We start from the raw sequence: 13229 nt of genomic DNA, 5'->3' as shown, positions 1-13229 counted from the left end.
AATTATCTAATATTTAGTAGAGTAAGTTAAATACTGATCTGGCATGAAACTACACCCTGTGATTCCAAGACTGCTGCAATTTGTAAAATCAGAACTTCATTATAAGGTGCTGCTATTAATTGTACACCTAAAGGCAGAGAATTTGGGCTGTGAATGGGTACTGATAAAACTGGTAATCCAATAAAAGATAATGGTTGGGTGAATAATCCTAAATGAGGACGGACAAGAATTTCTTCACTATCTAAAATCATAGTTTGCTGACCAATTAACGGGGATGTAATCGGTGTAGTGGGGGCAATTATTATATCTAAATTTTGAAATATTTCTCGGATTTGATCTCGATACCATCTTCTAAAACGCTGTGCTTGAATATACCAAGAGCCGGGAATTAATGCACCAGCTAAAAAGCGATCGCGTGTGGCAAAATCAAAATCTTGCGGACGGGACTTCAATTTCTCTAAATGCAGATTTGCACCTTCACAAGCTGTAATTACAAAGGCCGCAGCACGAGCAATGTCTGCTTCTGGTATTTTTACATATTGGGTGATATTCAACGCTTCAGCCACCTTTTGTACTGCTGCTAAAGCTGCCGATGTAGAATTTTGAGTAAAATAATCATCTGCGATCGCAATTCTCAGGTGAGAAATATCATGATTTATTTGTGATAAACTCTCTTCAACAGGGCGTTTTGTACAAATTGGATCTTTGTCATCCTCACCTTGCAGAACGTCGAATATTGTCGCAATATCTCTAACTGAAGTTGCAAAATGACCAATATGGTCTAAACTGCTAGAGAATAATTTTACACCCGCACGAGATAACCTACCATACGTCGGTTTAAAACCAAACACACCACACAAAGCCGCAGGAACACGAATAGAACCATTCGTATCCGAACCCAATGTCAAAGGAACCAACCCTCCAGCAACCGCAGCAGCAGAACCACCAGAAGAACCCCCAGCAACCCGTTGTAAATCATGAGGATTGTGAGTAGCACCATAATGGGCATTTTCTGTCACAAACCCATAAGCATATTCATCCATATTTAACGCACCCACCAACACTGCACCAGCTTTTTTTAACCTAATAATAGCGGTTGCATCTTCAGTAGCTGGAGAATTTTCAGCGTTAATTTTTGAACCGGATAACGTTGTTAAACCAGCAATATCAAATAAATTTTTAACCGCAAAAGGTACACCACATAAAACACCAATATTTTTACCTTCAGCAATATTTTTATCAATATGTGCTGCATCTTCTAAAGCTGTTTTGGCGGTAATAGCTGTAAAACAATTTAATTCATTATTCCTAGCAATAATTTTTGCTAATGCTGTTTGAGTAACTTCTAACGCGCTAATTTTACCTGATAAAACATTTTCAGCTATAGATACAGCATCATTCATAGTTCATTTATGGTTCAAACATGGGTGCAATTTCAATTTCTTCTCCCAAAGGAAAATTATTGACAATTTCTGCTATTGATTTGATTCTTTCAAAATTCACTACCACCTCATCCCGATATTCATCTTTTATCTGCAAATTCAGTAACAACGACATTTGCTCAACATACTCATTTATATCAATTTTCTGATTTCCCATTTTATTTTTACGTCTTTGCTTGTTGCTATTTTTGCCGTTTGGCGATGTGAAGGATGGTTGTTATGCTGCATTAGTGCCAATTAATATGACTTACTCCAAGTCATATTTTGAGAAATGTGTGGCAAATTTTCTAATGTTAATGGTTCATCCAATTCATTAGAATAAAATTCTATGTATACTTCATCTGCTTGTTTACCTAAAGGTGATATAGATATCTGAACCTTCAGTTTTCCTATCTGCCAGTTTTTATTACCCCTAATTAGTAACTGACAATCTTTAAAAAACTGAAATTGAATGTTATTTATATCTATAACTTCTTCACCCACTTGAACAGTTTTAAATAATTGTATAATTGATCCCTGAGACTGTTGTTCAGAATTACAAGTTTGTAGCATTAAATTTCCTCTAATTTCTCTGATAACTAACTCCTTAAATCTACTTATTTTAAATATATCTTTTCCTAAAGAGAGGATGTCATCACCACAATTCAAAGGAATGTATTTGCTATTCATGTTGATTTTGATCATGTAGATTGATTTTTTTTGCAAAAAAATTACATCTATTAAGCGCTCTTAGAGAATATTTGTCAAGTTTCAATATCAACCTAAATTACCGTTTTAAAGAGGATTGTAACTCCAGTTTCCCTCTTTATTAGAGACTAGGGTAATCTAAATATTTTTGATACATCGCAACAACTTTTAAAACATTCTCTTAAATCCATATATTTTTTGTAATCATAGCCCGGTTTACATACTCCCTTTCTACCGTAAGATTACTTATATTCTTTTTTTATTTGCCTTCTGCCCTGCGGGAAGCTACTTCGATTTTATCAATCTTTCCTTACGGAACGCTTTGCGGTAAGCGAAGCTATGCCGAAGGCTTTATGCGGTTTATTTAATCTGTATTTTTCTACTAACACGGCAGTGTTTGTTAATTTGGCGTTGCAAATCAATCTTTCAGAATGCAGATATATGAGAAGACAGACATAGGCTAGGCGCACACAAACCAGGAAAATCTAATGTTTGCACGGTTAGCGTTTTTAAATTGACACGGCGGATGGCATGATTATTCGTGTCACTTATATATAGATATGAATCTATGCCACTGAGTCCTGAAGGTTCTGAAAACCGAGTATTCTTACCTTGTCCGTCTTGAAACCCAGGTAAACCGTCTCCTAAGACAGTTTGACAATTCCCCGTCGTGGTATCTACCAATTTAATTTTGTGGTTGTAAGTATCTGCTACCCATAAATAATTTTGGAAATATTCTACACCTAAACAGTGTTGCAACCTAACATCTAGCTTTTCTCCATCCATATCACCAAAGCCAAATAACATAGCACTGCCACAAATAGTCCGCACTTTACCCTGTTCGTCGAGTTCCACTCCTCGAATTGAGCTAACCTCACTGTCAGCAATAAATAATTCCTGACCATTGGTGGTAATGCCGCTAGGTTGAGCAAAGGCACATTCCATCAATGTGCTATCGAAACAACCTTCTGCACCTGTACCAGCAAAGGTTTGAATAGTACCTAGTTCTAAATCCATTTTCCAAATTTGATGTGATCCTGCCATTGCAATCAACAATTTATTGCCTACTTTTTGTAAATCCCAAGGGGAATTCAAGGCTGTTTCGAGTGCAACACCTCCGTGAGGACTAATAATATGGTTTTGCTGGCCAGTTCCTGCAATAGTTTCTACCACTTGCTGCCGTAAGTCAATTTGTCTTAAGGCATAATTTTCTGTATCAGCAACGTAAAGAATTTGACTTTCATCATCAAATGTCATGCCCTGGGGTGTAGAAAACTGTGCTTGATTAAAAGCACCATCAGTTAGTCCAGATTTTCCTGTACCAATCACATCAAGAATTTCACCATTAAATCGAGTCATGACGATTCGATGATGTCCAGAGTCAGCAATAAACAAACCTGCTCGTGTAGCTAAGACTTTACCTGGAAATGCTAGGGGTGTAGTTAATGGTTGATGCTGTTTTTCTAAAGTGAATTGGAATTGTTGAAAATTGATGTGATCTTGATTTTTCTGTTGAAGTTGAATAATTATGTTTTCAATGGCTTGAAGATGCCCTTCTCCAGCAAATTGCCCAATAACGTATCCTTGTGGGTCAATAATAATTAAAGTTGGCCAGGCTCTGACAGTATAATTTTCCCAAACACGAAAATCATTATCAACTAAAACTGGGTGTTCAATTTCATAACGCAGAATAGCTTGACGGATGCTTTCAATTTCTTTTTCGTTGTCGAATTTCCCAGAGTGAACGCCAATAATAGTTAGGCTATCTTGATATTTGCGCTCTAAATATTTCAAGTCTGGTAGTATGTGCAGACAGTTAATACAACAGTATGTCCAAAAGTCTAAAATGACAATTCTACCTTTGAGCGATTTTAGAGATAAGGGTTTAACTGTATTTAACCAGGGGTAATTTTGCGGTAGTTCTGGTGATCTTACACGGGGAATCATAGTACGTTGAGATTGTAGATTTTAGATTGACGGTTTTGATAAAACTCGCAAAAATCAATATAAATAATTTATCTCTTTGGGTACAGGAAGCGAAAACCCAAGCAAAACAGGGAAGTGTGATTGAACGTATTCCCCTTTTAGCTGTAGCTGATCCTAATTGGTTTGCGGTTCACATCTGCTGTCAGTCAGGGGAAAATTATAGTTTGGGGGATACAGCTTGTGTATTTCCTTTGATGAGTGTAATTAAGGTATTTTCTCTATTGTATTCGCTAAAACTGTTTGAAGCCCAAAATGTATTTCAATGGGTTGGAATTCAACCTTCACCAGCGCCTTTTAATTCTTTTCAACAATTAGTTGCTGATAATGGACATCCCCGCAACCCGATGATTAATAGTGGTGCTATTACCTTATCTGATAAATTGCCTGGACAGGATGCAAGTAATCGCGCATATTTATTTTGTGAATGGCTGAATAAAGCAGCAGGTTGTCAATTATATGTAGATTTGGAAATGTTGGCTTCAGTTCGTGTTAATCGTTCACCTGCAAATATAGCGATCGCACATCATCTGATTCAAAATGGATATATTGAAAATATTGAAACTGCTCTTGACACTTATGAACAAATATGCTGTATCTCTGGACGAGTGCAGGATTTAGCTTTATTGGGAAAATTATTAGCTTGTGAAAACAGTTGGATAAATTCAGAAAACCGCCGCATCGTTAACGCCGTGATGTTAACTTGCGGATTATATGAAGCTTCTGCGGAGTATACCGTCAAAATTGGTTTACCGATGAAATCGGGTATTGGCGGGGGGTTATTAGCGATCGCACCAAATCAAGGAGCGATCGCTTGCTACAGTCCTGCTCTGGATCATATAGGCAATCCTGTAGCAGGGCTGGCATTCATCGAAGCTTTATCCCAAAATTTACAACTGAGTATTTTTATTTAGATTTTCAGGTGTAGATAGGGTTTTACGCTCAAAATAACTACCTAATCGGCTTAATCCCGTTTTTTCCGAAGTTGATTTTTCTTTTTCTGGTAATTCCGCCGGAGTGGGTGTCGCTTTCGGCTGTGGTTGCAGAACTTCAATTTCTGGAACAGGCGTTTTTTCTACTTGTGGTTGAGGAACTTCAGGAACTTCAATTTCTGGAACAGGTGTTTTCTCTACTTGTGGTTGAGAAACTTCAGGAACTTCAATTTCTGGAACAGGCGTTTTTTCTACCTTGGTTTGAGGAACTTCAGGAACTTCAATTTCTGGAACAGGCGTTTTTTCTACCTTGGTTTGAGGAACTTCAGGAACTTCAATTTCTGGAACAGGTGTTTTTTCTACCTTGGTTTGAGGAACTTCAGGAACTTCAATTTCTGGAACAGGCGTTTTCTCTACCTTGGTTTGAGGAACTTCAAGAACTTCAATTTCTGGAACAGGTGTTTTTTCTACCTTGGTTTGAGGAACGTCAGGAACCTTAATTTCTGGAACAGGTGTTTTTTCTACCTTGGGCGTTACGGTAGGAGTAGGTTCAGTAACGGGAATCTTAACTGTATAATTTGGGTCTACAATACCGCGTACTTCATCAGCAGTAATTTCCCCTCTAACCATTCTCGAAAGCGTATCTTTACCATTAGATTGGTAATCAAATAGCCTAATTGTGCTATTAAAGACATTTTTTACAGGATTGCCCTGGTTATCGAGAAATTCCAGTTTTACCCAGTTTTTACCAGGTTTGAAGCCTTTGAGGTAAACTGATTGCCAGCGATCGAGAATAAAGCTTTCATCATTAATTGTGCAGCGAATACGCCAATCGCTCATTGAGTCTTCAAGATTATCCTCAGAAACAATATGTAAAGGCGCGTTAGTCAGGTAAAAATCCAACATGATGGGTTCTGCACCATAACTACCATTAGGACGACTGTAGGTGAGAAGGGGTAGATTAGGGTCAGGATTGTTATCGTCGGTTTTAGTAAAAAGGTGAAATGTTGTTTGGGCATAAGCGCCCTCATTTTTAAAGCTTTCATGCCAAGGACGAGATGCAAATACGCGTAAAGTATGAGTACCTGCCGATAAGTTGGGCAAAATAAGAGGCTGACTGAGATCGTAAACCGCTATATAAGGTTGGTTATCGAGAATTACGTGCAGATGGGGGCCTAGTTGCCATTGTGGATCTTTAAATATCGGTAGATCCTTCACCTGCAACCGTACTGTAACCGTATTCTCTTTGAGAACTTCATTTGTTTGGGGAGTCAGGATCTTTACCTGTGGCTGATAAACTTCCAAGCTAGAACGTAGTTCTTGGATAATAGCGGGAGGGGCTGTTTCTGAAAATTGCCGAGAAACTTTATATACCTGTGATGATTTGTCTTGTTGCTTAACCGATACTTCTTGGCTTCCTGCTTTTTCGACACAGCTGCTTAAAGTCAAGACTAGCAGTAATGCCATTACCCATTTGAAGATCGGGAAACTCTTCTCTAAGAGTTTCTCTAAAGCTTTCTTTTGCCTAGAGGTCATGCATTCCACCCTATGATCGTCTTCAACAACTGACAAATCATTGTGACGCAAATTGCGCCTAGTGAAATATAGACCAAAAGATTTAGGTTTGTGGCAAGATGCTCAATATTTTTGAATCCCTATCATAAAATATGCAGAAATAGTAATATTTGTGACAGAATTTTTCAATTAAATTAGAGAAACAACGAAAATATAGAGTCAGAACAGTAAGTTTTACGCCTTTATTCACGATTACCCATAAGTTTTAAGAATTGTTATAGTTTGTAAATTAAATAGAAAAACTATTGACTTTTTTACAAAAAGTTTGAATATAAAAGGCAGATATGACAATAAAATTGGCAAGTTTGAATTATTGTTAAAATGTCTCTAACAATGTGCCAGTACAGACTCTATAATTCAACAGAAACAACTATTCCACACGGCTCCAGAAAAACCCTGGAAACGATGAGTAAAATTCACTCTGTGGTATTCATGATTCCTCATTCCTTATTGACAGAGGAGGTCGAATGACGATTAGTCCTCCACAGCGAGAGGAGAAAAAGGCAAGAGTTATCGTAGATAAAGATCCTGTACCCACTTCCTTCGAGAAATGGGCGCTACCTGGTCACTTCGATAGATCTTTAGCTAAAGGTCCAAAAACCACAACCTGGATTTGGAACCTTCATGCCCTCGCCCATGACTTCGATACACATACAAGCGACCTAGAAGACATTTCCCGCAAGATCTTCGCCGCGCACTTTGGCCACCTGGCTGTAGTGACAATCTGGTTAAGCGGAATGATCTTCCACGGCGCTAAGTTCTCCAACTACGAAGCTTGGCTGGCTGATCCATTAGGAGTTAAGCCCAGCGCACAGACTGTTTGGCCCATTGTGGGACAAGACATTTTAAACGGTGATGTTGGCGGTGGTTTCCACGGCATTCAAATCACCTCTGGCTTGTTTCAAGTATGGCGTGGCTGGGGTATCACCAACTCCTTCCAACTCTACTGCACCGCGATTGGCGGCTTGGTACTAGCAGGCTTATTCCTATTTGCTGGTTGGTTCCATTACCACAAACGCGCTCCTAAACTGGAATGGTTCCAGAATGTGGAGTCAATGCTAAACCACCACTTGCAAGTATTGCTAGGTTGTGGTTCCTTGGGATGGGCAGGTCACTTAATCCATGTGTCTGCACCAATCAACAAGCTATTAGATGCAGGTGTTGCGGTTAAGGACATCCCCTTGCCCCACGAGTTCATTTTGAACAAGGATCTGTTGATAGAGTTGTATCCCAGCTTTGCCAGCGGTTTAACACCTTTCTTCACTTTGAACTGGGGAACTTATGCTGACATTCTGACCTTTAAAGGTGGTTTGAACCCCGTTACAGGCGGCCTGTGGATGACTGATATTTCTCATCACCACCTAGCGATCGCTGTACTGTTCATCATCGCTGGTCATATGTACCGTACCAACTGGGGTATCGGTCACAGCATCAAAGACATATTAGAAAACCATAAAGGCCCCTTCACTGGTGAAGGTCACAAAGGTCTTTATGAAAACATGACCACCTCTTGGCACGCTCAGTTGGCTACTAACCTAGCTTTCTTAGGTTCCTTGACAATCATCATCGCGCATCATATGTACGCGATGCCTCCCTATCCATACTTGGCAACTGATTACGCTACACAGTTGTGCATTTTCACTCACCATATTTGGATCGGTGGTTTCTTGATTGTTGGTGGTGCTGCTCACGCAGCAATCTTCATGGTGCGAGATTATGATCCAGTTGTGAACCAAAACAACGTCCTGGATCGGGTGATTCGTCATCGTGATGCTATCATCTCTCACCTAAACTGGGTTTGTATTTTCCTAGGCTTCCACAGCTTTGGTTTATACATTCACAACGACACGATGCGTGCCTTGGGTCGTCCCCAAGATATGTTCTCTGACGCAGCAATTCAGTTACAACCTGTGTTTGCTCAGTGGGTACAAAACCTGCACACACTGGCTCCAGGTGGTACAGCACCCAATGCTATAGAACCAGTTAGCTACGCATTTGGCGGCGGTATTTTGGCTGTAGGCGGAAAAGTAGCGATGATGCCCATTGCATTGGGTACAGCCGACTTCTTGATTCACCACATTCACGCCTTCACCATTCACGTTACCGTCCTCATTCTGCTAAAAGGTGTACTTTACGCCCGCAGTTCTCGTTTGATTCCAGACAAGGCAAACTTAGGTTTCCGCTTCCCTTGCGACGGGCCAGGTCGTGGCGGTACTTGTCAAGTGTCCGGTTGGGATCATGTGTTCCTAGGACTATTCTGGATGTATAACTCCTTGTCAATCGTAATTTTCCACTTCAGTTGGAAAATGCAATCTGACGTTTGGGGAACTGTAGACGCAGCAGGTAATGTGTCTCATATCACTGGCGGCAACTTTGCCGAAAGCGCCATCACCATCAATGGTTGGTTGCGTGACTTCCTGTGGGCGCAAGCTACACAGGTCATCAACTCCTACGGAAGTGAATTGTCTGCTTATGGACTCATGTTCCTAGGCGCTCACTTTGTTTGGGCATTCAGCTTAATGTTCCTGTTTAGTGGTCGTGGCTACTGGCAAGAACTAATTGAGTCCATTGTATGGGCGCACAATAAACTGAAAGTAGCACCAACCATTCAGCCTCGTGCTTTGAGCATCACTCAAGGTCGTGCTGTAGGTGTAGCTCACTATCTATTAGGAGGAATTGCCACCACCTGGGCATTCTTCCACGCACACATCCTTTCAGTAGGGTAGCAATCAGTTGAATTTTGGATTTTGGATTTTAGATTTCAGATTTAATCCAAAATCCAAAATCTAGAATCTAAAATTTTACTGATACCTGATGGCTAAAGGTCAGAGGACATATCAAAACCTATGGCAACAAAATTTCCAAAATTTAGCCAGGATCTCGCACAGGACCCGACTACCCGTCGGATTTGGTATGCGATCGCTACAGGCAACGATTTTGAAAGCCACGATGGCATGACGGAAGAAAATCTTTACCAAAAGATTTTCGCTACGCATTTCGGTCACTTGGCAATCATCTTCCTGTGGGCATCCAGCCTCCTGTTTCACGTAGCCTGGCAAGGTAACTTTGAACAGTGGATTAAAGATCCCCTTCATGTCCGTCCTATCGCCCATGCGATTTGGGACCCTCACTTCGGTCAGCCTGCGGTTGAAGCTTTCACTCAAGGTGGAGCAAGCAACCCCGTAAACATTGCTTACTCCGGTGTTTACCACTGGTGGTACACCATCGGGATGCGGACAAATACTGAACTGTACACCGGTTCATTAGGTCTGCTTCTGTTGGCAGCAGTGTTCCTATTTGCTGGTTGGTTACATTTACAACCCAAGTTCCGTCCTAGTCTTTCTTGGTTCAAGAGTGCTGAACCACGTCTAAATCACCACTTGGCTGGTTTGTTCGGTGTTAGCTCCTTGGCTTGGACAGGTCACTTGGTTCACGTTGCTATTCCTGAATCTCGTGGTATTCACGTAGGCTGGGATAACTTCTTAACCGCCGCACCTCACCCAGCAGGGTTGACTCCCTTCTTCACAGGTAACTGGGGCGTTTACGCTCAGAACCCTGACACTGCGGGTCATCTGTTTGGTACTTCCACTGGTGCTGGTACAGCGATTCTCACCTTCTTGGGCGGTTTCCACCCCCAAACAGAATCTTTGTGGTTGACCGACATGGCTCATCACCACTTAGCGATCGCTGTTATCTTCATCATCGCCGGTCATATGTACCGCACTAACTTCGGAATTGGTCACAGCATCAAAGAAATGCTGAACTCCAAATCCGGTTTAGTTCCCGGTAGCAAGAGTGAAGGTCAGTTCAACCTGCCTCACCAAGGTCTGTACGACACCATCAATAACTCCCTGCACTTCCAACTGTCTTTGGCATTGGCTGCACTGGGAACTATTACCTCCTTGGTGGCACAGCATATGTACGCCCTGCCTCCTTACGCGTTCATCGCTAAGGACTACACAACACAGGCAGCACTGTACACCCACCACCAGTACATCGCTGGTTTCTTGATGGTTGGTGCATTCGCCCACGCCGCTATCTTCTGGGTACGTGATTACGACCCAGAACAAAACAAGGGCAACGTATTAGACCGGATTTTGCAGCACAAAGAAGCGATCATCTCCCACCTCAGCTGGGTATCTCTCTTCTTAGGCTTCCACACTTTGGGCTTGTACGTTCACAACGACGTAGTAGTTGCTTTCGGTACTCCTGAAAAGCAAATCTTGATTGAGCCAGTATTTGCTCAGTTCATTCAAGCTGCTCACGGTAAAGTACTCTACGGTTTAGACACCTTGCTGTCTAACCCCGATAGCGTTGCTTACACAGCCTACCCCAACTACGGTAACGTTTGGTTGTCTGGCTGGTTAGATGCCATTAACTCTGGTACTAACTCACTCTTCTTAACAATTGGCCCTGGCGACTTCTTGGTTCACCACGCATTCGCTTTGGCTATCCACACCACCACCCTAGTACTTGTTAAAGGTGCTTTGGATGCGCGTGGTTCTAAGCTGATGCCCGATAAAAAGGACTTCGGCTATGCTTTCCCCTGCGACGGTCCAGGCCGTGGCGGTACTTGCGACATCTCCGCATGGGACTCTTTCTACCTAGCAATGTTCTGGATGTTGAACACCATTGGTTGGGTAACCTTCTACTGGCACTGGAAACATCTGGGTATTTGGCAAGGTAACGTTGCTCAGTTCAACGAAAACTCTACCTACCTGATGGGCTGGTTCCGTGACTACCTCTGGGCTAACTCTGCTCAGTTGATTAACGGTTACAACGCCTACGGCATGAATAACTTGTCTGTTTGGGCTTGGATGTTCCTCTTTGGACACTTAGTTTGGGCAACTGGTTTCATGTTCCTCATCTCTTGGAGAGGATATTGGCAAGAGTTGATTGAAACCTTGGTTTGGGCGCACGAGCGTACTCCTCTAGCTAACTTGGTTCGCTGGAAAGACAAGCCTGTTGCTCTCTCCATTGTTCAAGCTCGTGTTGTTGGTCTAGCTCACTTCACTGTTGGCTACATCGTCACCTACGCAGCGTTCCTCATTGCCTCTACTGCTGGCAAGTTCGGTTGATCCTGACTGCTGGTTTTAGGTAAGTAACAAAAAATCCCCTGCCGCAAGGTGGGGGATTTTTTTATAGGCGGGCAGGATGCCATTGGTGTCAAGTTAAGGAAAAAGGATTTGTGTCAAGGGTGGGAAATAAATGGTAAAAGTCAACACAGGGGTGTTGAAAAGAGCCATGAGTAAACCAAGGAAAAAACAAGGGAATCCAGATTTTCGCCATCAAGTCAGCGTACCTGCTCCAGCTAGTGAAGAAATAGAATCACGGTTGATTGGGCTATTAAGTCCAGGGACATTTGCCAACCTCAAAGGGGTAAAAGACAAAGAGCGAAGCTTGCGCTTAAGAGTATTAACCCTACCAGTAATGGCAGCAATAATACTGAGTCTAGTATATCGACAAGTACAACACTTAACAGATGTATTGCGCTGCCTAGAAGTAGAAGGATTAATGTGGGTAGAGGCAACAAAAGTCAGCAAGCAAGCTCTGTCCCAAAGACTCAACAGTTTACCGGCGCATCTATTTGCCAAGATGTTTGAGCAAGTAGTAGAACGTCTAGCAGCAAAAAGGAATGCAAAAGAATTAGCTCCAGCCTGGGCATCAGTGGCGCAGAGATTTTCCGCCATTTGGATTTGTGATGCCTCAACACTCGAAGCCATGAAAAAGCACTTCGGACAATTGCAAGAAAAAACAGGTTCAGTGTTGGCAGGAAAAATGCTGATGGTAGTAGAAGCTTTCACTCATATTCCTGTAGCAGTTTGGTATGATGCTGATGCCAAGCGGAATGAGACTCGTTGGTGGCAAGCATTGTTAGAACTTTTACCTGATGGTGGTTTACTCATAGTAGACATGGGATTTTATGGTTTTGAGTGGTTTGATTCTCTAACTGCTGCCGGCAAGTATGTTCTCACGCGCCAAAAGGAAAAGGTTAGATATAAGGTAGTGCGTGTACTTTCTAGCGGCTCTCACTACAGGGATGAAATTATTCAAATGGGATTGCATCATACCAACCCATGTCGCTATCCCATGCGCCAAGTATCCGTATTATGGGGTAAGACTTGGTATCATTATTTGACTAATGTTCTTGACCCACAACAGCTTTCACCACAGGAGGTTTGTGATTTATACCGCCGACGTTGGCGAATTGAGGACGCATTTTTATTGACTAAGCGTTTATTGGGCTTGTCCTATTTGTGGGTTGGTGGCACTAATGGTGTACAGATGCAAATATATGCTACCTGGATTTTCTACGCTGTCCTCAATGACTTGTGTGCTGATGTGGCTATTGCTTTACAAAAACCTTTAGAACGCATTTCTGTGGAAATGGTTTTTCGCAGTTTGTATTTTTTCCACCGCGCACTTTTACTCGCTCCTGATTTACAACTTATTCCTTGGCTTGTCGAACATCATCGTTCTATGGGCTTAATCAAGACCGTCCGTCAACGTCACCGACGAACGGCTGCTCGCTCTCTTGACATTTGGGCTGATGCCTTAACTTGACACCAATGGCATCTTGCCCGCCCTTTGCAATAGATAGCAAAACTAG

Annotated in this window: 9 protein-coding genes; 4 read left to right on the top strand and 5 right to left on the bottom strand. The window is 42.0% G+C overall.

Features of this window, described 5'->3' with window-relative positions:
• Positions 1 to 26: 26 nt before the first annotated feature.
• The 4 genes from AC012T_RS23005 to AC012T_RS22990 form a co-directional block, all read right to left on the bottom strand.
• The gene (locus AC012T_RS23005) at positions 27 to 1403 is read right to left on the bottom strand and encodes an AtzE family amidohydrolase (RefSeq protein WP_487061089.1); all 1377 of its coding nucleotides are present in this window, start codon (positions 1401 to 1403) and stop codon (positions 27 to 29) included.
• A gap of 7 nt (positions 1404 to 1410) precedes the next feature.
• On the bottom strand, positions 1411 to 1599 hold the full coding sequence (locus tag AC012T_RS23000) for a DUF4089 domain-containing protein (RefSeq protein WP_487061087.1): 189 nt from the start codon (positions 1597 to 1599) through the stop codon (positions 1411 to 1413).
• Positions 1600 to 1679: 80 nt separating this feature from the next.
• A complete protein-coding gene (locus AC012T_RS22995) occupies positions 1680 to 2111 on the bottom strand; it encodes a KGK domain-containing protein (protein ID WP_487061085.1) in 432 nt (143 codons plus the stop codon).
• Between the two features lie 444 nt (positions 2112 to 2555).
• A complete protein-coding gene (locus AC012T_RS22990) occupies positions 2556 to 4076 on the bottom strand; it encodes a thioredoxin-like domain-containing protein (protein ID WP_487061083.1) in 1521 nt (506 codons plus the stop codon).
• 35 nt (positions 4077 to 4111) lie between these two features.
• Here AC012T_RS22990 and AC012T_RS22985 point away from each other — a divergent pair, with 35 nt between their 5' ends.
• Positions 4112 to 5026, top strand: coding sequence for a glutaminase (locus AC012T_RS22985; RefSeq protein ID WP_487066716.1), 915 nt, complete (start codon positions 4112 to 4114; stop codon positions 5024 to 5026).
• On the opposite strand, the gene AC012T_RS22980 is transcribed toward AC012T_RS22985, so the two are convergent.
• Positions 5003 to 6580, bottom strand: a complete 1578-nt coding sequence (locus AC012T_RS22980) for a hypothetical protein (RefSeq protein WP_487061081.1) — start codon at positions 6578 to 6580, stop codon at positions 5003 to 5005. The genes AC012T_RS22985 and AC012T_RS22980 overlap by 24 nt on opposite strands.
• A gap of 506 nt (positions 6581 to 7086) precedes the next feature.
• Between AC012T_RS22980 and psaA the strand changes: the two genes are divergently transcribed.
• The 3 genes from psaA (at position 7087) to AC012T_RS22965 (ending at position 13183) form a co-directional block, all read left to right on the top strand.
• A complete protein-coding gene (gene psaA, locus AC012T_RS22975; protein WP_487061079.1) occupies positions 7087 to 9345 on the top strand; it encodes a photosystem I core protein PsaA in 2259 nt (752 codons plus the stop codon).
• A gap of 120 nt (positions 9346 to 9465) precedes the next feature.
• The gene (gene psaB / locus AC012T_RS22970) at positions 9466 to 11697 is read left to right on the top strand and encodes a photosystem I core protein PsaB (protein ID WP_438890849.1); all 2232 of its coding nucleotides are present in this window, start codon (positions 9466 to 9468) and stop codon (positions 11695 to 11697) included.
• A gap of 166 nt (positions 11698 to 11863) precedes the next feature.
• Positions 11864 to 13183: an IS4 family transposase gene (locus tag AC012T_RS22965; RefSeq protein ID WP_487066714.1), complete on the top strand. Its 1320-nt coding sequence runs from the start codon at positions 11864 to 11866 to the stop codon at positions 13181 to 13183.
• Positions 13184 to 13229 lie beyond the last annotated feature (46 nt).

This window comes from Anabaena sp. EIM26 (assembly GCF_057568715.1).
Note: the sequence above shows the minus strand (reverse complement) of the source record. Positions and strands in the feature narration are given on the sequence as shown.

Coding starts and splice junctions, on each gene's coding strand:
- AC012T_RS23005 (WP_487061089.1), bottom strand. CDS start 1,403: ATGAATGATGCTGTATCTATAGCTGAAAATGTTTTATCAGGTAAAATT.
- AC012T_RS23000 (WP_487061087.1), bottom strand. CDS start 1,599: ATGGGAAATCAGAAAATTGATATAAATGAGTATGTTGAGCAAATGTCG.
- AC012T_RS22995 (WP_487061085.1), bottom strand. CDS start 2,111: ATGAATAGCAAATACATTCCTTTGAATTGTGGTGATGACATCCTCTCT.
- AC012T_RS22990 (WP_487061083.1), bottom strand. CDS start 4,076: ATGATTCCCCGTGTAAGATCACCAGAACTACCGCAAAATTACCCCTGG.
- AC012T_RS22980 (WP_487061081.1), bottom strand. CDS start 6,580: ATGACCTCTAGGCAAAAGAAAGCTTTAGAGAAACTCTTAGAGAAGAGT.
- psaA (WP_487061079.1), top strand. CDS start 7,087: ATGACGATTAGTCCTCCACAGCGAGAGGAGAAAAAGGCAAGAGTTATC.
- psaB (WP_438890849.1), top strand. CDS start 9,466: ATGGCAACAAAATTTCCAAAATTTAGCCAGGATCTCGCACAGGACCCG.
- AC012T_RS22965 (WP_487066714.1), top strand. CDS start 11,864: ATGAGTAAACCAAGGAAAAAACAAGGGAATCCAGATTTTCGCCATCAA.